The sequence below is a fragment of the Microbulbifer maximicatervae (SeqCode) genome, from assembly GCF_052467815.1.
This window is the reverse complement of record NZ_CP174326.1, coordinates 102331-124076: the sequence shown is the minus strand read 5'-3', so window position 1 is coordinate 124076 and position 21746 is coordinate 102331. Positions and strand designations below refer to the sequence as shown.

19 protein-coding genes are annotated in these 21746 nt (G+C 51.6%); 16 read left to right on the top strand and 3 right to left on the bottom strand.

What is annotated here, in order from left to right; translation table 11 throughout:
• Window positions 1-402: 402 nt before the first annotated feature.
• Both ACJJIW_RS00525 and gltA read right to left on the bottom strand, forming a co-directional pair.
• Entirely contained in the window at window positions 403-939 is a 537-nt protein-coding gene (locus tag ACJJIW_RS00525) for a hemerythrin domain-containing protein (protein ID WP_444936455.1), read from the bottom strand.
• A gap of 318 nt (window positions 940-1257) precedes the next feature.
• On the bottom strand, window positions 1258-2547 hold the full coding sequence (gene gltA / locus ACJJIW_RS00520; protein ID WP_282933826.1) for a citrate synthase: 1290 nt from the start codon (window positions 2545-2547) through the stop codon (window positions 1258-1260).
• Window positions 2548-2986: 439 nt separating this feature from the next.
• On the opposite strand from gltA, the gene sdhC reads away from it, so the two are divergent.
• The 16 genes from sdhC (at window position 2987) to ACJJIW_RS00440 (ending at window position 21229) form a co-directional block, all read left to right on the top strand.
• Window positions 2987-3361: a succinate dehydrogenase, cytochrome b556 subunit gene (gene sdhC, locus ACJJIW_RS00515; protein WP_282933825.1), complete on the top strand. Its 375-nt coding sequence runs from the start codon at window positions 2987-2989 to the stop codon at window positions 3359-3361.
• Window positions 3355-3723, top strand: coding sequence for a succinate dehydrogenase, hydrophobic membrane anchor protein (gene sdhD / locus ACJJIW_RS00510; protein WP_444936454.1), 369 nt, complete (start codon window positions 3355-3357; stop codon window positions 3721-3723). The genes sdhC and sdhD overlap by 7 nt, the downstream gene beginning before the upstream one ends.
• Before the next feature lie 3 nt (window positions 3724-3726).
• Window positions 3727-5499, top strand: coding sequence for a succinate dehydrogenase flavoprotein subunit (sdhA, locus tag ACJJIW_RS00505; protein WP_282933823.1), 1773 nt, complete (start codon window positions 3727-3729; stop codon window positions 5497-5499).
• A gap of 19 nt (window positions 5500-5518) precedes the next feature.
• Window positions 5519-6223: a succinate dehydrogenase iron-sulfur subunit gene (locus tag ACJJIW_RS00500; RefSeq protein WP_282933822.1), complete on the top strand. Its 705-nt coding sequence runs from the start codon at window positions 5519-5521 to the stop codon at window positions 6221-6223.
• A 211-nt stretch (window positions 6224-6434) separates the two neighbouring features.
• Complete coding sequence (locus ACJJIW_RS00495) at window positions 6435-9266, top strand: 2-oxoglutarate dehydrogenase E1 component (RefSeq protein WP_282933821.1); 2832 nt, start codon at window positions 6435-6437, stop codon at window positions 9264-9266.
• 46 nt (window positions 9267-9312) lie between these two features.
• The gene (gene odhB, locus ACJJIW_RS00490) at window positions 9313-10512 is read left to right on the top strand and encodes a 2-oxoglutarate dehydrogenase complex dihydrolipoyllysine-residue succinyltransferase (protein ID WP_444936453.1); all 1200 of its coding nucleotides are present in this window, start codon (window positions 9313-9315) and stop codon (window positions 10510-10512) included.
• A 65-nt stretch (window positions 10513-10577) separates the two neighbouring features.
• Window positions 10578-12020, top strand: coding sequence for a dihydrolipoyl dehydrogenase (gene lpdA / locus ACJJIW_RS00485; RefSeq protein WP_444936452.1), 1443 nt, complete (start codon window positions 10578-10580; stop codon window positions 12018-12020).
• Between the two features lie 161 nt (window positions 12021-12181).
• Window positions 12182-13348 (top strand): ADP-forming succinate--CoA ligase subunit beta, encoded by a 1167-nt coding sequence (sucC, locus tag ACJJIW_RS00480; protein ID WP_282933818.1) that lies wholly within the window; start codon window positions 12182-12184, stop codon window positions 13346-13348.
• A 2-nt stretch (window positions 13349-13350) separates the two neighbouring features.
• Entirely contained in the window at window positions 13351-14223 is an 873-nt protein-coding gene (gene sucD / locus ACJJIW_RS00475) for a succinate--CoA ligase subunit alpha (protein ID WP_108734154.1), read from the top strand.
• Between the two features lie 479 nt (window positions 14224-14702).
• Complete coding sequence (locus tag ACJJIW_RS00470; protein WP_444936451.1) at window positions 14703-15422, top strand: M12 family metallopeptidase; 720 nt, start codon at window positions 14703-14705, stop codon at window positions 15420-15422.
• A 435-nt stretch (window positions 15423-15857) separates the two neighbouring features.
• A complete protein-coding gene (gene mtnP / locus ACJJIW_RS00465; RefSeq protein WP_444936450.1) occupies window positions 15858-16757 on the top strand; it encodes an S-methyl-5'-thioadenosine phosphorylase in 900 nt (299 codons plus the stop codon).
• Between the two features lie 5 nt (window positions 16758-16762).
• A complete protein-coding gene (arsS, locus tag ACJJIW_RS00460; RefSeq protein WP_444936449.1) occupies window positions 16763-17710 on the top strand; it encodes an arsenosugar biosynthesis radical SAM (seleno)protein ArsS in 948 nt (315 codons plus the stop codon).
• Between the two features lie 32 nt (window positions 17711-17742).
• Window positions 17743-18426 carry a TVP38/TMEM64 family protein gene (locus ACJJIW_RS00455; RefSeq protein ID WP_444936448.1) on the top strand — a complete coding sequence of 228 codons (684 nt, stop codon included), beginning with the start codon at window positions 17743-17745 and terminating at the stop codon, window positions 18424-18426.
• Between the two features lie 7 nt (window positions 18427-18433).
• Window positions 18434-19909: a dihydrolipoyl dehydrogenase family protein gene (locus ACJJIW_RS00450; RefSeq protein ID WP_444936447.1), complete on the top strand. Its 1476-nt coding sequence runs from the start codon at window positions 18434-18436 to the stop codon at window positions 19907-19909.
• Window positions 19909-20583 (top strand): TIGR04283 family arsenosugar biosynthesis glycosyltransferase, encoded by a 675-nt coding sequence (locus ACJJIW_RS00445; protein ID WP_444936446.1) that lies wholly within the window; start codon window positions 19909-19911, stop codon window positions 20581-20583. Before ACJJIW_RS00450 ends, ACJJIW_RS00445 begins: the two co-directional genes overlap by 1 nt.
• Entirely contained in the window at window positions 20576-21229 is a 654-nt protein-coding gene (locus ACJJIW_RS00440; protein WP_282933811.1) for a TIGR04282 family arsenosugar biosynthesis glycosyltransferase, read from the top strand. Before ACJJIW_RS00445 ends, ACJJIW_RS00440 begins: the two co-directional genes overlap by 8 nt.
• A 25-nt stretch (window positions 21230-21254) precedes the next feature.
• On the opposite strand, the gene ACJJIW_RS00435 is transcribed toward ACJJIW_RS00440, so the two are convergent.
• Entirely contained in the window at window positions 21255-21659 is a 405-nt protein-coding gene (locus ACJJIW_RS00435) for a hypothetical protein (RefSeq protein WP_444936445.1), read from the bottom strand.
• Window positions 21660-21746 lie beyond the last annotated feature (87 nt).

Sequence of the window (21746 nt, the reverse complement as noted above, 5' to 3'; positions counted from 1 at the left end):
TGTATTGTTTTTTTGAATTCTAATTCCTATATGTTTAAACAAAATTAAATAAACGTCTAGTGCCGATTGAGTGATGACGATAGAGAATTGGACGTAAAGCGAGGTTAGTTCGGAAAATTTGAATGGACTTAACTTGAGTGCGCAGCTTTGGTTTCCTTTCGGGGTGGCCGAAAGCCTTTTGCCCCAATGCGGTGCTTTAAGTTTTATTTAGCTGCAAAAATTGCGGGATGGTAGGAGAGACTCTTTGGTCTAAGGTTAGGTGCTCGGAGTTCAAAAGCATGCGGCCCCGTCCTTGTGGGCTGCGGACTTAAAAATAGTATGCCTATTGTAAAGAACTGTTTCTTACTGGCATTTCTAGGTTAAATATCTCACCACTCCTGATAAAAAAACTAATAGTTGCTTTTAGGAGGGTTGATAAAGGACGTAGAGTTCTTTTTCTTCAAGGGCTGTGCGACGGGTCAAAGCTTCCCCAATTTTCTGGTAATCCATTTTGAAATCGCGAACCATTTCCGAGGTGAAGGCTTCATGGTTGTAGCGCTTACAAAATTGCACAACAGCATTTGCAATCTCGTTCATATCAGTACGGAAATCTTTAGCTACCTGCAGGGTGTGGGCGTCGCCAGCCAGGGCCTGCTCTAGATAAACATAAAAGCGTACATTTTCCTTGATCAGGTGAGCTTGAAAGCCAGACTTAAATTGGGTCAACAGCTGCGATAGCTGGCGATAGTTTTGTTTCTCGTAACCTTCTGACCACATACGCTGAAAAATACTGATCAGGGTACGGTGATCATCTTCGAGTGCTTTGATTAAGTTGGGGTCATAAGAGATGGTGCGGGTACCTTTAGTTCCTGCATAGGAGCTGCGAGTGTATTTTTCTTCGAGATCCGCCGCATCTTCTGTTTTGTTACTCCGGAACATTCCAGAAATAAAACTAAGCATGAATTTAGTCCCAGTAATTTTTAAAGGTTTGTTATGAGGTCTGATCGCTCCGCGAAGTTGGGGGTAACTTAAAGAAAGCAAAGCTATTTGGGTCCCAGCGGGCGTGGCGGATTTTACATTGGATGACAATGGGTTTGACCGCAATGGGGGGTTAAAGGCGGGTAAAATTTGCAAAGTGAGACTTGTGTCACGCTTAAGCTATTTGCTTTTGTAATTTTACCGGAATGCAGTTGATTAACTTGAGAATAATTGGGTGGAATTTTACTGCCAGCCTAATAAAAAACCCGGCGTAGCCGGGTTTTTTGCTGGAGGCTAGCGTTAGCGTTGCTCGAGCGGTACATAATCGCGCTGCGGATAGCCAGTATACAGTTGGCGAGGGCGGCCAATTTTGTACGGGTTGGAAATCATTTCATTCCAATGTGCGATCCAGCCTGAGGTGCGGCCAGTGGCGAAAATTACAGTGAACATATCGGTGGGAATACCAATAGCCTTCATAATAATGCCGGAGTAAAAATCTACATTCGGGTAGAGTTTCTTCTCTACGAAGTAGTCGTCCTCGAGGGCGATTTTCTCCAGTTTCTTGGCGATCTTCAGTAGAGGATCATTTTCCGCACCCATAGCACCCAGAACTTCATCGCAGATGCCTTGCATTACGCGAGAGCGAGGGTCAAAGTTCTTGTAGACGCGGTGACCGAAGCCCATCAGGCGGAAGGGGTCATTTTTATCCTTGGCGCGCTGTACGAATTCGTCTATGCGGCTTTCATCGCCAATTTCCTGCAGCATGTTCAGTACCGCTTCATTAGCGCCGCCGTGAGCGGGTCCCCACAAAGTGGCAATGCCGGAAGAGATGCAGGCGAAGGGGTTGGCGCCAGAAGAGCCGGCCAGGCGAACAGTGGAGGTGGACGCATTCTGCTCGTGGTCGGCGTGCAGCAGGAAGATGATATCCATTGCCTTGGCGACAATCGGGTCTATCTTGCTGGGCTCACAGGGATTGCCAAACATCATGTGTAGGAAGTTCTCGGAGTAGCTGAGGCTATTGTCCGGATACATGAAGGGCATGCCTTGGGAGTGCTTGTAGCACATGGCAGCCAGAGTTGGCATCTTGGCAATCAGGCGGTGGGCGGAAATCTCGCGGTGCTCTGGGTTGGTGATATCCAAAGAGTCGTGATAGAAGGAGGCGAGGGCACCCACTACGCCGCACATCATTGCCATTGGGTGGGCATCGTAACGGAAGCCTTTAAAGAAATTCACCAGGGATTCATGAACCATGGTGTGAGACATAATAGTGTCTACATACTTCTTCTTTTCTTCTGCATTCGGCAGTTCGCCATTCATCAGCAGGTAGCAGGTTTCCAGATAGTCGGATTTTTCTGCCAGTTGCTCGATGGGGTAGCCGCGGTGCAGCAGTTGGCCTTTGCCGCCATCAATAAAGGTGATCTTGGAATCACAAGAGGCGGTAGATACGAAGCCCGGGTCGTAAGTGAATAAGCCTTTGCCGGTCAGACCGCCGACATCGATCACATCGGGGCCGAGGGTGCCGGAGCGAACGGGCATCTCAAGAGCGCCGTCGATACCATCGACTGTGAGGTGCGCTTTTTTATCGGACATTGCGGACTCCTAAAAATGTTCTTTTGCCGGCCTTTTCCCGCTATTTTCGGGTGCTGGCGGCCTTTTGAGCGGGGCCAAACTTAAGTGCCGCGCCGCAAATTGTCAAACCAAAAGGAGTGGACGGCCAGTCTATTGGCGGCAGGATATCCGGTTCCGCCTCGCACTAGTAGATTATTTGTCTAGATAATACACAGTAATGTCTAAGGAAATCCCGCAGTTCCCGATTTACTGCGTGATAGTAGTGGGAACCCAGTGTAATCGCAGGCGTTCGTTGTGTTTTGACTAGTGAATGCCTATAATCCGCGCGGCTTGCGCCATGGTACGGCTACTTTGTATAAGGCTTAATCAGATCGAGTGCAAAGTAATTAGCAAGCAGCTCGTCCCTCCATTGAAAAGCTAACGGGCGCCCGGTCGTTCAGGGCAACAAGGTGTTTTTCCTGTGAACAAAAACAGACCTGTCAATTTAGACATTTCCACTATAAAGCTTCCCGCTACCGCTGTGGTTTCCATTTTGCATCGTATTTCCGGTGTAGTGCTCTTCGTTGTTGTTGCACTACTGCTGTGGATGCTCGATGTCAGTTTGGAATCCGAGCAGGGATTCGCCGAAATTGCAGCGGTATTTAACAGTATCCCTGCCAAGCTCATTCTCTGGGCATCGCTGGCGGCACTTATCTACCACATTCTGGCAGGTGTTCGTCATCTGTTTATGGATATGGGAGTAGGTGAAAGTCTCGAAGGCGGCCGTCGCAGCGCTGTGTCAGTGCTGGTGCTGGCTGTAATCCTTATTCTTCTGGCGGGAGTATGGTTGTGGTAAAAACAGTAACAAGCTTTGGCCGTAGCGGTACTTTCGATTGGCTCTACCAGAGAGTCACTGCGGTAATATTGCTCGCCTATACCCTCTTTATAGTGGGTTTTATCTTTTTTAGTAAGGACTTCAGCTACCAGGCCTGGTCCGAACTGTTCGCCCAGCGCTGGATGCGTGTTTTCAGCCTGGTTGCCTTGCTGTCCACCATTATTCACGCCTGGATTGGCCTCTGGTCCGTGGTAACTGACTACATCACCAACCGGATGATGGGCGGTAAAGCCACTGTTCTGCGCTTGTTCGTAGAAGTGATTCTGGCTGCCGTTGCCGTGTTATACGCGGTGTGGGGCATTGAAATTCTTTGGGGTGTATAAGCAATGGCGAACATGCGTACTATTTCATTTGACGGGATTGTAATTGGTGGAGGCGGTGCCGGTATGCGCGCTGCCCTGCAAATGGCTCAGTCCGGCTATAAAACTGCGGTTATTACCAAGGTATTCCCGACTCGTTCTCACACAGTATCTGCCCAGGGTGGCATTACCTGTGCAATTGCCAGTTCAGATCCCAACGATGATTGGCGCTGGCATATGTACGATACCGTTAAGGGTTCCGACTATATCGGTGACCAGGACGCTATTGAATATATGTGTTCCGTAGGTCCAGAAGCGGTATTTGAGCTGGAGCACATGGGCCTGCCTTTCTCCCGTACTGAGGAAGGTCGTATTTATCAGCGCCCCTTCGGCGGTCAGTCTAAAGATTTCGGCCGCGGTGGCCAGGCTGCACGTACTTGTGCTGCTGCTGACCGTACCGGCCATGCACTGCTGCACACCCTCTATCAAAACAACGTTAAGCACAAAACCGAATTCCTGAACGAATGGTTTGCGATTGACCTGGTGAAGAACCAGGACGGTGCTGTTGTGGGTGTGATCGCCATGTGCATCGAAGATGGCGAAGTGGTTTATATCAAATCCAAAGCGACTGTATTCGCTACCGGCGGTGCCGGTCGTATCTTCGCTTCCACCACCAACGCGCACATCAATACCGGTGACGGTGTCGGTATGGCCCTGCGTGCTGGCATGCCGGTCCAGGATATTGAGATGTGGCAGTTCCACCCCACTGGTATTTACGGTGCCGGTGTACTCGTGACCGAAGGTTGTCGCGGTGAGGGTGGCTACCTGATCAATAAAGATGGTGAGCGTTTTATGGAGCGCTATGCGCCCAACGCCAAAGACCTCGCTTCCCGCGACGTTGTGGCTCGCTCTATGGTTCTCGAGATTCTCGACGGCCGCGGCTGTGGCCCGGAAGGCGATCACGTATTCCTGAAGCTTGATCACCTGGGTGAAGAGCTGCTCAACAGCCGTCTGCCCGGTATCTGTGAATTGTCCAAGACCTTCGCTCACGCCGACCCAGTTAAGGTGCCGATCCCGGTAGTACCTACCTGTCACTATATGATGGGTGGTATTCCCACCAACGTTCACGGTCAGGCTCTGACCCAGGACGCTGCGGGTAACGATCAGATTGTTGATGGCTTCTACGCCTGTGGCGAAGTTGCCTGTGTGTCCGTACACGGAGCCAACCGCTTAGGCGGTAACTCCCTGCTGGACCTGGTGGTATTCGGTCGCGCTTCCGGCCTGTTTATTGAGAAGTCCCTGCGCGAAGGTATCGAGCACCGCGAAGCTTCCGAGTCTGATCTCGAAGCCGCTATGGCTCGCTTGAATCACCTGGAAACCAATGAGAAGGGTGAGAAGGCTGCCGACCTGCGCAAAGAGCTGCAGGGCGTGATGCAGAACCACTTCGGCGTATTCCGTCGCGGCGACTTTATGGCCGAAGGTGTGAAGAAGCTTGCAGATCTGCGCGAGCGTATTGAAAATGTGCGCCTCGAAGACAAGAGCCGCGCGTTTAACACCGCCCGTGTTGAAGCGCTGGAGCTGCAAAACTTACTGGAAGTTGCCGAGGCCACTGCAGTTGCTGCAGAGACCCGTACTGAGAGCCGTGGTGCTCACGCCCGTGAGGACTTCCAGGAGCGCGATGATGAAAACTGGCTGTGCCACTCTATGTATTTCCCCACGGAAAAACGTGTTGGCAAGCGTGCAGTAAACTTCGCGCCTAACACTATGGAAGCCTTTGAACCGAAAGCTCGGACTTACTGATTCGGGAGCGGAATAGAGTATGTTGAAAGTAAGCATTTACCGTTACAACCCGGAAACCGACAAAGCGCCTTATATGCAGGACTATGAACTGGACACCAAGGGCAAGGACCTGATGGTGTTGGACGTTCTGGAACTGCTGAAAGCCGAAGATCAGACCTTGTCTTTCCGTCGTTCCTGCCGTGAGGGCGTTTGTGGCTCTGACGGTATGAACATTTCCGGTCGCAATGGTCTGGCGTGCACTACGCCACTGTCTGAAGCTGCCCCCAAGGGTAAACTGGTTCTGCGTCCGCTGCCGGGCCTGCCTGTTATCCGCGACCTGGTTGTGGATATGGAGCAGTTCTACGAGCAGTACAAGAAGATTGAACCGTACCTGCAAAACGATACCCCGGCTCCGGCCATCGAGCGTCTGCAGTCTCCGGAAGATCGCGAAAAGCTTGACGGTCTGTACGAGTGTATCCTGTGCGCCTGCTGTTCCACTTCCTGTCCGTCTTTCTGGTGGAATCCGGACAAGTTTATCGGCCCAGCTGGTTTGTTGCAGGCTTACCGCTTCCTGGCAGATAGCCGCGACCTGGCTACTGATGAGCGCCTGTCAAATCTGGATGACCCCTTCAGCGTATTCCGTTGTCACGGTATTCAAAACTGTGTCAATGTTTGCCCGAAAGGACTGAATCCGACGCGCGCGATCGGCCATATCCGCAATATGCTGCTGACCCGCGCCGTGTAGGGGATGCTGCGGCCGGTTATCGGCCCGCTGGGGTTCGCGCTCTGCGAACCCGGTGCCAGGTAGGGTGCCAAGCAAACGACAAAAAGCCGGTTCTAACCGGTAAAAAACTGAAAAGGGGAGGTGGCTTTGTGCGCCTCCCCTTTTGTGAGTGAAAGGAAAGCGCAGTGGCTCAAGAGAAGATAAGCACACTGCAATTGAGGTAGGCATCAACATGCACGAAAGTACCATGGAGCAGCTGTGGCGTAGCTCCCATATCTCCGGGGGCAATGCTGCCTACGTGGAGGAGCTTTACGAGACCTATCTGCACGACCCCAACGGTGTCCCCGAGGAGTGGCGCAATTATTTCGATAGCCTCCCCCGCGTTGAGGGCAGCAGCGATGTTTCCCACGCCGCTGTTCGCCAGCACTTTGAGCTGCTCAGCAAACACCGCGCGCGTCCGGTGGCCGCTCCCGGTGCGGCCGGCTCTGCCAATATTGAGCACGAGCGCAAGCAGATTAAAGTTCTGCAACTGATCGATTCCTACCGCCATCGCGGCCACAAAAAAGCGACCCTCGACCCCCTGGGTTTGATGGCTCGCGAACAAGTGCCCGACCTGCAACTGAGCTACCACGGTCTGACAGAAGGTGATTTTGATACCACCTTTAATACCGGTAGCCTGTTCCTCGGTAAAGAAGAGGCGACCCTGCGTGAAATCGTCGAGGGTTTGGAGAATACCTACTGTGGCAATCTGGGTGCGGAGATCATGCATCTCTCCAACCTGGAAGAGCAGCAGTGGTTTCAGCAGCGCCTTGAGCGCAGCCAGTCCAAAGCCAACTTCGGCACCGATATCCAGATTGAAATCCTGCAGCGCCTTTCCGCCGCTGAAGGCCTGGAGCGCCACCTGGACTCCAAGTACCCCGGCACCAAGCGCTTTGGTGTAGAGGGTGGTGAGAGCCTGATCCCGATGATGGACGCTCTGATCCGTCGCTCCGGCACCTACGGGGTGAAGGAAGTGGTGATCGGTATGGCCCACCGCGGCCGCCTGAATACCCTGGTTAATATCCTCGGTAAAAACCCGGCAGATCTGTTCCAGGAGTTTGAAGGCAAGAAGACCCTCGATACTTCCGGTGACGTGAAGTACCACCAGGGCTTCTCCTCTAACGTGATGACTCCCGGTGGTGAAGTGCATCTGGCCCTGGCCTTTAACCCGTCGCACCTGGAAATCAGTGCGCCCGTGGTAGTGGGTTCCGTACGCGCCCGCCAGGATCGCCGCAAAGATGCGACCGGTGAGAAAGTAATGCCGATCAACATCCATGGCGACGCAGCTTTTGCCGGCCAGGGTGTGGTGCAGGAAACCCTGCAGATGTCCCAGACCCGCGGTTACTACACCGGCGGTACTGTGCACATCGTACTGAACAACCAAGTGGGCTTTACCACCAGCAAGCGCGAAGATGCCCGCTCCACCGAGTACTCCACCGATCCCGCTAAGATGATCGATGCGCCGGTGCTGCACGTAAATGGCGACGACCCGGAAATGGTCGTATTGGCCGCGCTGTTGGCGGTGGACTACCGCTACGAATTTAAGAAAGATATCGTTATCGACCTGGTCTGCTACCGTCGTCGCGGCCACAACGAGACCGATGACCCCTCTGGTACCCAGCCGCTGATGTACCAGACTATCCGCAAGCACAAGACTACCCGCACGCTCTATTCCGAGAAGCTGGTGGGCGAGGGCATCCTGGACAAGGTTGCCGCAGACAAGCTAGCCAACGATTACCGCGACAAGCTGGATGCCGGTGAAGACGTTGCTACCGGTCTTGTGAAGAAGCCGGACTCCTCCATGTTTGTGGACTGGAGCCCCTACCTGGGCCACGACTGGCAGGTGCCTGCAGATACCGGCTACGCGCTGCCGAAGCTGCAGGATGTCGCCACTCGCATGACCAACGTGCCCGATGGCGTGGTAATGCAGCGCCAGGTCTCCAAAATTTATGAAGACCGCCGCAAAATGGCCGGTGGCGCCCTGCCTCTGAACTGGGGCATGGCGGAAACCCTGGCTTACGGTACTCTGCTGGAAGAGGGCTTTATGGTCCGCTTTACCGGTGAAGACGTGGGTCGCGGTACCTTCTCCCACCGCCACGCGGTGGTTCACAGCCAGAAAGACGGTCAGAGCTACGTGCCTTTGCAGCACATGTTTGAAGACCAGCCGCCTTTCTATATCTACGACTCGCTGCTGTCCGAAGAGGCGGTGTTGGCGTTTGAATACGGCTACGCCACCACGACACCAAAGTCCCTGGTGGTGTGGGAAGCCCAGTTTGGTGACTTCGCCAACGGTGCCCAGGTTGTGATCGACCAGTTCATCACTTCCGGTGAGCACAAGTGGGGCCGTATGTGCGGCCTGGTAATGCTGTTGCCGCACGGCTACGAAGGCCAGGGCCCAGAGCACTCCTCTGCGCGCCTTGAGCGCTTTATGCAGCTGTGTGCGGAGCACAATATCCAGGTGTGTAATGCCACTACCCCGGCACAGATCTTCCACCTGCTGCGTCGCCAGGCGGTGCGCCCAATGCGCCGTCCTCTGGTGATTATGAGTCCAAAGTGGATTCTACGTCACAAGTTGGCCACCTCCAGCCTGGAAGAGCTGGCAGAAGGTCGCTTCCACAACGTGATCCAGGACCAGGGTGTAGATCCTGACAAAGTGAAGCGCGTGGTTCTGTGTTCCGGCAAGGTTTACTACCACCTGCTGGAAGCCCGTATGGAGCGCGAACAGGAAGATGTGGCGTTCGTACGAATCGAGCAGCTGTACCCATTCCCGGACGAAGAGTTTGTGGAAGCGGTTTCCGCATTCAAGAAGATCAAGAGTGTTGCCTGGTGTCAGGAAGAGCCCATGAACCAGGGCGCCTGGTACTCCAGCCAGCACCACTTGCGTCGCCTGTTGTCGGAAACCCATCCGAAGCTGGATCTGGAATATGTGGGCCGCGCCCCATCCGCAGCACCTGCGGCGGGCTATATGTCCACGCACCTTGAAGAACAGAATAAGTTCATCAACGAGGCGCTGACCGTCAAATAACCGGCGGCAGTAATAAGTGAAGAGTCAATCTCAGGAAACAGAAAAAATGACGATCGAGATTAAAGCGCCAACTTTCCCTGAATCAGTTCAGGACGGAACTGTCGCCACCTGGCATAAACAACCCGGTGAAGCTGTGTCCCGCGATGAACTGATCGTGGATATCGAAACCGATAAAGTTGTGCTGGAAGTTGTTGCACCTGCCGATGGTGCCCTGACTGAAATCATCAAGGGTGAGGGCGATACCGTTCTCTCCAATGAGGTGATTGCCAAGTTTGAAGCGGGCGCTGGCGCAGCTGCTGCCCCGGCGGAAGAAAAAGCAGAAGCTCCGGCTGCCGAAGCCGCAGCTCCTGTGGCTGGCGACAAAATTGCCATGCCATCTGCCAAGAAAATGGCTGCTGAGAAGGGCGTAGACCTGGCGGGTGTTGAAGGCACTGGCAAGGGTGGTCGCGTTCTCAAGGAAGACGTAATGAAAGCGGGCACTGCGCCGGCTGCCGCTGCTGTACCTGCCGCTGCAGTTGCTGAAGTTGCGGTTGCTCCGGGTGAGCGCGTAGAGAAGCGTGTTCCTATGACCCGTATGCGCAAGCGTATCGCTGAGCGCCTGCTGGACGCTTCCCAGTCCACCGCCATGCTCACCACCTTTAACGAGGTGAACATGAAGCCGATTATGGACCTGCGCAAGAACTACAAAGACCTGTTTGAGAAGACCCACAACGGCACTCGCCTGGGCTTTATGGGCTTCTTCGTAAAAGCTGCAGTAGAAGCGCTGAAGCGTTACACCGCAGTGAATGCGTCTATCGACGGCAACGATATCGTTTACCACGGTTACCAGGATATCGGTGTAGCGGTTTCCTCTCCGAAAGGCCTGGTTGTGCCGATTCTGCGCAACGCGGAGAACATGGGCCTGGCGGATATGGAAAACAATATCCGCGATCTGGGTGTTCGCGCCCGCGATGGCAAACTGTCTATCGAAGAGATGACTGGCGGTACCTTCACCATCACCAACGGTGGTGTATTCGGTTCCCTGCTGTCCACTCCGATTCTGAACCCACCGCAAACTGCAATTCTGGGTATGCACAAAATCCAGGAGCGCCCGATGGCGGTAAATGGCAAGGTGGAAATCCTGCCGATGATGTACCTGGCGCTGTCCTATGACCACCGTCTGATCGACGGTAAGGAAGCGGTTGGCTTCCTGGTAGCGATCAAGGAAATGATCGAAGATCCAGCGCGTATCTTGCTCGAAGTTTAAACAATAAGTCTTGGGGCCTGCGGGCCCCCTCGATCACACTGCATTAGAAATATCTGGAACTGATCATGTCCGAAAAATTTGACGTAATCGTAATTGGCTCCGGTCCTGGTGGTTATGTCGCTGCCATCCGTGCCGCTCAGTTGGGCTTGAAAACGGCTTGTATCGAAAAGTGGAAAAACAAGGAAGGTAAATACGTAAATGGCGGTACCTGCCTGAACGTTGGCTGTATTCCTTCCAAGGCACTGCTGGACAGCTCCTGGAAATACCACGAAGCCAAAGATGCTCTCGACGTGCACGGCATTGAAGTCGGCAAGGTCAAGATGGATGTGAGCAAGATGATCGAGCGTAAAGGCGAGATCGTTAAGAAACTGACCGGTGGTGTAGCAGGTCTGTTCACCGCCAATAAAGTGACCTCCATTTTCGGCACCGGCAAACTGCTGGCGAACAAGAAAGTGGAAGTGACCGACGACGAAGGCAACAGCACCGTCTACGAAGCCGAAAACGTCATTCTGGCTTCCGGTTCTGTACCGGTAAATATTCCGCCCGCTCCGGTAGACAACAAAATTATTGTCGATTCCACCGGTGCTCTGGAATTCTCTGAAGCTCCAAAGCGTTTGGGTGTTATCGGTGCCGGTGTTATCGGTCTGGAGCTGGGTTCTGTATGGAACCGCCTGGGCTCCGAAGTGATTGTTCTGGAAGCGATGGATAAATTCCTGGCGATCATGGACCAACAGGTTGCCAAAGAGTCCCAGAAAATCTTCAAGAAGCAGGGCCTGGATATTCGCCTCGCTTGCCGCGTAACCGGCTCCGAAGTGAAAGGCGAAGAAGTGGTTGTTACTTACCAGGACAAAGATGGTAAAGAGCACCAGGAAACTTTCGACAAGCTGATCGTTTGCGTTGGTCGTCGTCCTTACACCGAAGGCCTTCTGTCTGAAGATGCCGGTGTGAAGATGGACGAGCGTGGATTCATCTATGTCAACGACCTGTGCATGACTTCTGCACCGGGCGTATGGGCGATTGGTGACGTGGTGCGCGGCCCAATGCTGGCACACAAGGCCTCAGAAGAAGGTGTTGTGGTTGCCGAGCGCATCGCTGGCCAGAAGCCGATGATGAACTACGACGTGATCCCCAACGTTATTTACACTCACCCGGAAATCGCTGCGGTTGGTCGTACCGAAGAGCAGGTGAAGGCCGATGGCGAGCCCTACAACGTAGGCAGCTTCCCGTTTGCTATCAACGGCCGCGCTATGGCCGCCAACGATACCCAGGGCTTTGTGAAAATCATTGCTCACGCGGAAACTGACCGGGTACTGGGTGCCCATATTGTTGGCCCGTCTGCCGCAGACCTGGTTCAGCAAGTGGCGATCGCGATGGAATTCGGCTCCAGCGCTGAAGACATCGGTATGACGGTATTTGCGCACCCGACTCTTTCCGAAACTGTGAAAGAAGCGGCGCTGGGCGTGAACGGCCATGCGATTCACACCGTAAATCGCAAGAAGCGCAAGTAAGAATATTTTTCGATTTCGGGGCACTAATTATTGATTAATTAGCGCCCCGGTTTCATTTGTGGAATTTGAAATTTGCAACGACGGAAATTTTAAATTTCTCTTTCAGGTGCAGAGTGATCTGCAATTAGTAAACACATTTTATATGTGAATTGGTATTGACTATGAACTTGCATGAGTATCAGGGCAAACAACTGTTTGCGGAATACGGATTGCCGGTTTCCAAAGGCATTGCAGCGGAAACCCCGGCAGCGGCAGCAGCAGCGGCTGACGAAATTGGCGGTGATAAGTGGGTAGTAAAGGCCCAGGTACACGCTGGTGGCCGCGGTAAGGCTGGCGGTGTAAAGCTGGTAGATTCCAAGGCAGAGATTGAAGAGTTTGCCAAGAAGTGGCTGGGCGAGCGTCTGGTAACTTATCAAACAGACGAAAATGGCCAGCCGGTTTCCCGTATCCTGGTTGAAAGCTGCACTGACATCGATCAAGAACTGTACCTTGGCGCCGTTGTTGACCGCTCCACCCGTCGTATTGTTTTCATGGCTTCCACCGAAGGCGGCGTTGAGATCGAGAAAGTAGCGGAAGAGACTCCAGAAAAAATCCTGAAAGCCACCATCGATCCACTGGTAGGCGCTCAGCCTTACCAGGCGCGCGAGCTGGCTTTCAAACTGGGCCTGAACCCGACTCAGGTTAAGCAGTTCACCAAGATCTTCCTCGGCCTGGCAAAAATGTTCCAGGAAAAAGATCTGGCCCTGCTGGAAATCAACCCGCTGGTAATCACCACCGAAGGCAACCTGCACTGCCTGGACGCCAAAGTGGTAATCGACAGCAACGCGCTGTACCGCCACGCTGACCTGCGCGAAATGCACGATCCTTCCCAGGAAGATTCCCGTGAAGCGCACGCTGCCAAGTTCGACCTGAACTACGTAGCTCTCGATGGCAACATCGGCTGCATGGTAAATGGTGCTGGTCTGGCCATGGGTACCATGGACATCGTAAACCTGCACGGCGGCAAGCCAGCTAACTTCCTGGACGTTGGCGGCGGCGCGACCAAAGAGCGCGTTGTTGAAGCGTTCAAGATCATCCTGTCTGACGAGAACGTAAAAGCCGTACTGATCAACATCTTCGGTGGTATCGTTCGCTGTGACATGATCGCCGAAGGCGTTGTGGGCGCAGTAAAAGAAGTTGGCGTTAAAGTACCGGTTGTTGTACGCCTGGAAGGTAACAACGCAGATCTGGGCGCCAAGGTTCTGAGCGACAGTGGCCTGAACATTATCGCGGCTACCAGTCTGACCGATGCGGCTCAGCAAGTGGTTAAAGCTGCGGAGGGTAAATAATCATGTCAGTATTGATTAACAAAGACACTAAAGTAATCTGCCAGGGCTTCACCGGCTCCCAGGGTACTTTCCACTCCGAGCAAGCGATTGCTTACGGCACCAAGATGGTTGGTGGTGTAACTCCGGGTAAAGGCGGCCAGACTCACCTGGGCCTGCCAGTATTCGACACCGTTAAAGAAGCGGTAGAGAAGACCGGCGCTGAAGCTTCCGTAATCTACGTACCTGCGCCTTTCTGTAAGGATTCCATCCTGGAAGCGGCCAACGCTGGTATCAAGCTGATTGTTTGTATCACCGAAGGTATCCCGACTCTGGATATGCTCGACGCTAAAGTGAAGTGCGATGAGCTGGGCGTGCGCCTGATCGGCCCGAACTGCCCGGGTGTTATCACTCCGGGTGAGTGCAAGATTGGTATTATGCCAGGTCACATCCACAAGCCAGGTAAAGTGGGCATCGTTTCCCGTTCCGGTACCCTGACCTATGAAGCGGTTAAGCAAACCACCGACTACGGCTTTGGCCAGTCCACCTGTGTGGGCATCGGTGGTGACCCCATCCCGGGTTCCAACTTCATCGATATCCTGGAAATGTTCCAGAACGATCCGCAGACCGAAGCAATCGTTATGATCGGTGAGATCGGTGGCACTGCTGAAGAAGAAGCAGCTGCTTACATCAAGGAAAATGTTACCAAGCCTGTAGTTTCCTACATCGCTGGTGTAACTGCTCCTCCCGGCAAGCGTATGGGTCACGCGGGCGCGATTATCTCCGGTGGTAAAGGCACCGCTGACGAGAAGTTCGCTGCTCTGGAAGACGCTGGTGTTAAAACCGTGCGCTCCCTGGCTCAGATCGGCGACGCTCTGAAGGAAATTACTGGCTGGTAAGTAATTGCCAACTTTTAGTTTTCAAAAAAGCCACCCATTGGGTGGCTTTTTTTATGGCTGTATAAAGTCGGGTCAGATTAGGCAGGGTTGCGCTGGGCTCCCCCAGTAAATAGTTTTACCTATCTTTACATTTTCATGGTGTTTACAGTTTTATCTGTTGTTAAGTTTTCTTTTTTTCGCTGAAAGTTGATTTTCATTCTCTCTTCATTTTTTTACTTCTATCTATAAGCCACGTAAGTCTGCGTTTTGTAAGGTTTTTCTTGTAGTTCCTGGTTCTTTTGGTTGTTTGCTGAAAATATTTGAATATTTTTTATTACAGAAATCGATTTTGGTTTTGGTGTTAGGAAAAGGTTTTTTGTGATCTCTTCCCTCTTTTTGTTTTCTCTTTCTGTGGGGTGAATTTTGACTTGCCGAATTTGGTGCGGCAGTGTTGGTTCTCGTTATGGCAGCGAAAATAACTTTTCAGGAGGTGCGTCAGCATGGGGCTAGCTATAGATAAAAATATTCGAAAAATATCCTATAAGATAGACTTTGGTGGATTTTCTTTGGATAGAAATGAAGAGGTAGGTGGGGTTTGGCCGAATGGTGTGGTGAAATATTACGTGCCTTCCAATTTAGATTCCGGTTATGTTAATTCGGTAAAAAAGGCTATATCTCATTGGGAAATTTGCATTTATCGAAAGTTCAGATTTGCAGCGATTAAGTTCCTGGAGGTTGGAGCGGCAGGCCGTGGAGTGGTTACCATTAAGGACGACCGCAGTAGTGCGACAGTAGGGTTTACCAATAAAACCGATCAATATTGTGGTGTAGATTGGAAATCCAATAGAGCTGCGATTGCCTCCCTTCCCCATGAAATCGGTCATACACTGGGTTTGGCCCACGAACACATGCGTGCCGATGCACCTCTGTCAGTGAAGAACACACTGGACTCCTTGCAAAAGCAAACTCGGGTGCAAACTCTCACCCGGTTTTTAACACACAATTCTGCTTTTGATGGAAATTCAATCATGATGTATGACGACCAGGCAAGGGCACTGGGGATTGTAAAAAACACTCGTGAGGGAGGCTGTAAAATATCGGCCAATCAGGTGAATAGTTCTACCTGGAATCCCAGTGCTGGGGATTTGGATATGCTTTCTTATCTCTATGATGGCAAGCGTCAGACTCTGCCGAGATCTTTTGCCGGGCCTTTGATGTAGCCGAAAGAACTAGGGTGCGATGCGATTATTTTTTTTGGAATAAAAATAAGGGAGTTTTTTGCTCCCTTTTTTATGTTGCTACATGGTGTCGGGCTGAGCTGTAGTGGCCTCTTTAAAATTCAATTTCATATCTATCAATTAAGAAAAGGATTTTCTGGGTTTTGCTAGGAGAATATTGCCTTTTCTGTGTCGATGATTATTAACTGTCAGCTCTTAATGTGGTGGATAGAAATTCATTATCGTAAGCTGTAAATCGTGACGTTCTATTGATCTAAATTCTGAAGAATAACTCTAGCTTACCTGTAAAATTTTAGCGGCCAGGGTATAGGTAATAGAGATGCCACGGCTTTTCTAAGTTTCCTTTATCGTCGCTGGTGATATACACGACTTGCCCCCACTCCTATACTGCCGAAAACCAACTGTTTAGGAGCGGATATGACCAGGGCATTGATTGGGGTGATTGGAGGTAGTGGTCTGTACGATATGCCGGGGTTGACTGAGGTGGAGGAGGTCCATATCGACACTCCCTTTGGCAGGACTTCGGATGCCATTGTCGGCGGTAAGCTCGCAGGTGTGCCAGTAGCTTTCCTGGCCCGTCATGGTCGCAATCATCACCTGGTCCCTTCCCAAGTACCTTATCAGGCAAATATCCATGCCCTGCGCCAGCTGGGCGTGCGCTACATCCTATCTCTCTCAGCTGTGGGCTCCCTACAGGAAGAGGTACGGCCGCTGGATATGTTAATCCCCGATCAGTTCATTGATATGACTCGCCGGCGGCAAAGTACCTTTTTTGGAGATGGTGCGGTTGCCCATGTGTCCATGGCCGATCCTGTATGCCCTGCTGTCGCTGATAGTTTGGCGCGTGCTTTCACGCTGACCCAGGCAGAGCAGCCAATTGAGTTACACCGGGGCGGCAGTTATATCTGTATCGAGGGCCCCCAGTTTTCCACCCGTGCCGAGTCCCACTGGTATCGCAGTATGGGGGCGTCGGTCATCGGTATGACCAATATGCCTGAGGCCAAGTTGGCCCGGGAGGCACAAATTGCCTATGCCACGCTGGCCATGGCTACTGACTACGATTGTTGGCACCCTCGTGAGGAGGCGGTAACCGCAGAGATAGCGATTGCTAATCTTCAGCAAAATGCCGCGCGCGCGCAGCAGATTGCGATGGAAGCTATACGTATTTTAGGCGCTGAGCAACCGGAGTCCTCCGCTCATACAGCACTGTTGAGCGGTCTGGTGACTCCGCTCGAAGCTATGCCTGAGGAGACACAAGCTGTAATAAAACCACTGCTTGCTCCGACAGAATCAGAGCTTGAAGAAATGGAGCAGTGATATCGATGCGTGAGACCTTACCCCTGCTGGAGCTATCGGACTTCCCCTCTCTGCACCGGGGGGCCATTGAGACCTTGCAGGTTAATATTGGCTACCGTTGTAATCAGCGCTGTTTACACTGCCACGTCAATGCTGGGCCTAATCGAACCGAGATGATGTCGGACGAAAATTTGGCGCTGTTATTGGAGGTTCTCACGGTCCGTAAACCCCGTGTGCTGGATGTGACTGGTGGGGCCCCGGAATTGCACTGGGGCTTTCGATCCCTTGTAAGAGGGGCGCGTGAGCGAGGAGTACATGTAATAGATCGCTGCAACCTGACAGTTCTTTTTGAGCCGGGCCAGGAAGATACCGCAGAATTCCTCGCTGAAAACCAGGTTGAGGTCGTTGCCTCCCTGCCGTGTTACTCAATCGATAATGTTGATAAGCAACGAGGTAAAGGGGTATTCGATAAGAGTATTGCCGCGCTACAAAAATTAAATACATTGGGCTACGGCAAGCCCGGCAGTGGCCTAGAGCTCAACTTGGTCTATAACCCCCAGGGACCCTTTTTACCCCCGGAGCAAAGTGCTTTGGAGGCGGACTACCGAAGAGAGTTGGCGAACCACTTCTCCATTAAATTTAATCATTTGTTCGCTCTCGCCAATATGCCAATCAAGCGTTTTGGTTCCATGTTGGTTTCCAAGGGGCAGTTTCACGATTATATGGCGCTACTTAAAGACAGTTACAGTGCGGATAATCTCGCTGATGTTATGTGTCGTAGCTTGGTTAGTGTCGATTGGCAGGGAAACCTATTTGATTGCGATTTTAACCAACAACTCAACATGCCTATTCCCGGCCGATTACATTTGCGAGATTTAATCGAGATAGATCTAAAGGGGGCGGCAATTTGCGTTGCAGATCACTGTTACGGTTGTACAGCTGGGCAGGGAAGTAGTTGTGGTGGGGCTCTCTAGCTTTCTGTTAAGGCAGATGGAACCTGAAAACGATGAGTAAAAAAATCCTGCTGGTAGCCGCTATTGTCGTATTGGTGGTGGCTTTCTACGTGCTTGATCTGCACCACTGGTTGAGCCTGGAAAAGTTAAAGGATGGAGCGGAGGACTTTAAGCGCTGGCAGATGTCGTCGCCGCTTTTAGTCGGGTTTTTGTTTCTGGTCTTCTATATTTTGGTGACTGGCTTATCACTTCCCGGGGCAGCAATTCTAACTATTGCAGCCGGCGCATTGTTCGGTCTTTTCTGGGGTACTGTAATCGTTTCGTTTGCTTCCAGTATCGGTGCCACCCTGGCCTTTTTAATGGCTCGATATTTATTCCGGGACTATATTCAGGGGCGTTTCTCAGAGCGGCTTCAAGTCGTCAATAAGGGAGTTGAGCGGGAGGGGGCATTTTACCTTTTTGCGCTGCGATTGGTGCCGGCTTTCCCTTTTTTCTTAATTAATATCCTGATGGGGCTCACCCATATTAAAGCCTGGACTTTCTACTGGGTTAGCCAGCTCGGAATGCTGGCGGGTACGATAGTTTACGTAAATGCCGGCACCCAGTTGATGAGAGTGGAAAATCTCAAGGATATTTTATCTTTGCCACTGTTATTGTCTTTTGTTCTATTGGGTGTGTTTCCCTTAATTGCAAAATATGCGCTCAACTGGCTTAAGCGCAGGCGTCAGGCCGGGTGATCGATTTATGCAGAAACCTAAGAAGTTTGATCGTAACTTAATTGTTATTGGTGGTGGTGCGGCGGGCTTGGTCACGGCTTATATCTCTGCGGCGGTTAAAGCAAAAGTTACTCTGATCGAAGCGGGTAAAATGGGTGGTGATTGTCTCAATACCGGCTGTGTACCCAGCAAAGCATTGATTATGTGCGCGCGGCAGGCCCATAGGGCGCGATGTGCAAGTGAGTTTGGCGTTATTCTTCAAGAGCCCGTAATTGATTTTCCCCGGGTTATGCAGCATGTCAGAGAATCAATTCAAGCAATCGAGCCCAACGATAGTGTTGAGCGCTATACCGAGCTTGGGGTTGAAGTACTACAGGGAACCGCAGAGTTGGTAGACCCCTGGACGGTGAAGACCTGTCTAAACGGTGGGGGAGAGCAAATACTGACGGCGAGAGCTATTGTATTGGCTACCGGCGCTGAGCCGAGTGCCCCGCCGTTTCCCGGACTCGATCAAGTGAATTACCTCACAAGCGATACCTTGTGGGATCGCTTTACCCAGCTACAAGCTCCGCCCCGCCGACTGGTGTTGTTAGGTGGCGGGGCAATAGGTTGTGAGCTGGCACAAGCATTGGTCCGGCTCGGTTCGCAAGTCGTCTTGGTGGAGAGATCCGATACTATATTACCGGAGCTTGATACGGAAGTATCCGCAGCCGTAACTGAGGCGCTCACCCGCGATGGTGTAGAAATATTAACAGATCATGAAGCCGTTGAATTTGAGGGTAGTCCTGAACGAAACGGTGGAACCCTAATTGTTCAGAATAAGGGCAATAAGGTTAGGTTGGAGTTTGATGAAGTAATTCTGGCGCTGGGTAGAAAAGCGAAATTGGCAGGTCTTGGGCTTGAAAACTTGGGCTTGCAGGAAAGTGGCAGGCTTCAATTGGATGGATACCTGCGTACAACCTATCCCCATATTCTTGCTGCAGGGGATGTTGCCGGACCTTATCAGTTTACCCATATGGCCTCCCACCAAGCCTGGTATGCAGCGGTGAATGCACTTTTTGGTGATCTCAAAAAGTTTGCCGTAGATTATTCATTAGTTCCCAGTGCTGTATTTGTCGATCCTGAGGTGGCCAGTGTTGGCCTTTCTGAGGAGGCCGCTCGTAAACAGAATGTTAATTACGAGATAACCCGCTACGATCTCGAACATTTAGATCGAGCGATTGTCGATGGTGCGCGCCGGGGTTTTGTGAAAGTACTTACGGTGCCGGGGAAAGATAAAATACTCGGTGTTTCCATTGTCGGTGAGAATGCAGCGGAATTAATTGCGGAGTTTATTTTGGCGATGAAATATGGGCTGGGATTGAATAAGATTCTCTCAACGATTCATATCTATCCCACTATGAGTGAAGCCAATAAATTTGTTGCGGGCAATTGGAAACGTGCTCACGCACCAACAGCTATTTTACGTTTCTTAGAGGTTTTTAACCGCTGGAGGCGCAACTAATGCAATTCAGTGTGATAGTCCCTCTATTAAATGAAAAGGAGCAAATAACCTCTTTACTGGAGCACTTGCAGCATTTGAAAGTGCAGGAAGGTTGTGAAGTTATTGTCGTAGATGGCGGCAGTACCGATGGTAGTTTAGAGGTACTAGAGCAGTCTGGTTTGCAGTTGGTCCACGCGGCTCGGGGAAGAGCAGTACAGATGAATACCGGTGCATTAATGGCTAAAGGTCGGTGGCTATTGTTTTTACATGCTGATAGCCGCCTGCCTGCAGGGGCCCTTAAATCTATCTCAAACCTCGAAAAGAAGAATACCCACTGGGGGCGTTTTGATATTCAAATTGTCGGGAGCAGTTTTTGGTTTCCATTAATTGCCTCCCTGGTTAATTTTCGATCTCGTTTTAGTGGTATTGCTACAGGGGATCAGGCCATTTTTGTACACCGTGGTTTGTTCGAAGCCATCGGTGGATTTCCTGCGCAGCCGTTGATGGAAGATATTGAGCTGAGTCGCCGTTTGCGCAGTTATTACTGGCCCTATTGTTCTCGGGAAAAAGTAGAAACCTCAGGGCGTCGCTGGGAAAAGTACGGCGTATTGAGAACCATTTTATTGATGTGGCGATTGCGTTTTGATTACTGGCGGGGCGTATCAGCAGAGAGTTTGGCAAAGCGCTATGAGTAGTTTTCTATTGCCGCCCATGCGTCTTGTAGTGATGGCCAAGGCTCCATTGCCAGGGTATGCAAAAACTCGGCTAATTCCTACTTTGGGAGAGAAGGGCGCAGCTGCTCTCGCACTACAGTTATTGCAGGGTACATTGGCAGAAGCGGTGAAGGCGGATCTGGGCCCTGTCGAGCTGCATGTTGCGCCTAACTCCCGGCACCCTTTCTGGCAGGAGTTCAAGTTGCCTCAGGGGGTAACGCTTTACAGCCAGTCAGAAGGTGATCTCGGTCAGCGCTTGTGGCGGGCTGCGAAAAGTTCTTATGCCGATGGTCAGGGGCTCTTTTTGTTGGGGACAGATTGCCCTGCATTAAATGCAGAAAGACTCCGAGCTGCAGCTATGGCACTAGTGCATACAGACTCCGTTATGTATCCCGCAAATGATGGTGGCTACACCCTATTGGGCTTGAGGCAGCTGCATTCTCGCTTGTTTGAAGATATATGTTGGAGTACTGAAGTCGTTGCCCAGCAAACCCTGGCGCGATTACAGGAATGTGATATGCAGTGTCAGCAATTGGATGTGCTTGTAGATATTGATGACCCTGAGGATTTGCAGTTTTTACCTAGAACTCTTTCGAGGAGTCTGGCAGATTTTCGGGAAGCAGATTAAAAGCAATCGAGAGTAAGGGGTATTTCTAGCTTGAACCAGGAAGTGCTGGCTCTAGGAATATAACTTCCCGCGTGACCTGCCAGCGCCCATCTTCATACACCAAATCGATCGCCAGTTTTAACAGTTGCTCCTGGCCAGCCAAATTGTTTTTTCGCGAGAAGATCACTAAAGCACTGTTTTCATTTGCCACTATGTGGTGAATTTTTTTCCAGCCGTTGAGAGGCAGTTCACCCGCGTCACGCTTGGCCTTAAACATATTGATGAAGGCTGTTTTGTCTGCCACTGTGACCCGATCCGAAGGGTCTAGTAGGAAGACCTGCATTTCCCGGTGGTAGACACTTTCCAGTTCGTCTTCTTTGCAGTACACCCCGGCCTGCACGAGGTAGTCCATAAACTGCTCAATCTCTCTTACTGTATTTGGATTATCCATCGCTCAGGCACTCTAACCGGGACCAGATGAATATAGATTAAGGTGGAGATATTTGGGGCTTTCTTCGGCCAGGCTAAGCTGGCCTAG

What these genes read in the sequence shown, in the direction of transcription:
- mtnP (WP_444936450.1), top strand. Translation starts at nt 15,858, where the DNA reads ATGACCAGGGCATTGATTGGGGTGATTGGAGGTAGTGGTCTGTACGAT.
- ACJJIW_RS00445 (WP_444936446.1), top strand. Translation starts at nt 19,909, where the DNA reads ATGCAATTCAGTGTGATAGTCCCTCTATTAAATGAAAAGGAGCAAATA.
- ACJJIW_RS00525 (WP_444936455.1), bottom strand. Translation starts at nt 939, where the DNA reads ATGCTTAGTTTTATTTCTGGAATGTTCCGGAGTAACAAAACAGAAGAT.
- sdhA (WP_282933823.1), top strand. Translation starts at nt 3,727, where the DNA reads ATGGCGAACATGCGTACTATTTCATTTGACGGGATTGTAATTGGTGGA.
- sucD (WP_108734154.1), top strand. Translation starts at nt 13,351, where the DNA reads ATGTCAGTATTGATTAACAAAGACACTAAAGTAATCTGCCAGGGCTTC.
- ACJJIW_RS00435 (WP_444936445.1), bottom strand. Translation starts at nt 21,659, where the DNA reads ATGGATAATCCAAATACAGTAAGAGAGATTGAGCAGTTTATGGACTAC.
- ACJJIW_RS00455 (WP_444936448.1), top strand. Translation starts at nt 17,743, where the DNA reads ATGAGTAAAAAAATCCTGCTGGTAGCCGCTATTGTCGTATTGGTGGTG.
- arsS (WP_444936449.1), top strand. Translation starts at nt 16,763, where the DNA reads ATGCGTGAGACCTTACCCCTGCTGGAGCTATCGGACTTCCCCTCTCTG.
- lpdA (WP_444936452.1), top strand. Translation starts at nt 10,578, where the DNA reads ATGTCCGAAAAATTTGACGTAATCGTAATTGGCTCCGGTCCTGGTGGT.
- sucC (WP_282933818.1), top strand. Translation starts at nt 12,182, where the DNA reads ATGAACTTGCATGAGTATCAGGGCAAACAACTGTTTGCGGAATACGGA.
- ACJJIW_RS00500 (WP_282933822.1), top strand. Translation starts at nt 5,519, where the DNA reads ATGTTGAAAGTAAGCATTTACCGTTACAACCCGGAAACCGACAAAGCG.
- ACJJIW_RS00450 (WP_444936447.1), top strand. Translation starts at nt 18,434, where the DNA reads ATGCAGAAACCTAAGAAGTTTGATCGTAACTTAATTGTTATTGGTGGT.
- odhB (WP_444936453.1), top strand. Translation starts at nt 9,313, where the DNA reads ATGACGATCGAGATTAAAGCGCCAACTTTCCCTGAATCAGTTCAGGAC.
- ACJJIW_RS00470 (WP_444936451.1), top strand. Translation starts at nt 14,703, where the DNA reads ATGGGGCTAGCTATAGATAAAAATATTCGAAAAATATCCTATAAGATA.
- ACJJIW_RS00440 (WP_282933811.1), top strand. Translation starts at nt 20,576, where the DNA reads ATGAGTAGTTTTCTATTGCCGCCCATGCGTCTTGTAGTGATGGCCAAG.
- ACJJIW_RS00495 (WP_282933821.1), top strand. Translation starts at nt 6,435, where the DNA reads ATGCACGAAAGTACCATGGAGCAGCTGTGGCGTAGCTCCCATATCTCC.
- gltA (WP_282933826.1), bottom strand. Translation starts at nt 2,547, where the DNA reads ATGTCCGATAAAAAAGCGCACCTCACAGTCGATGGTATCGACGGCGCT.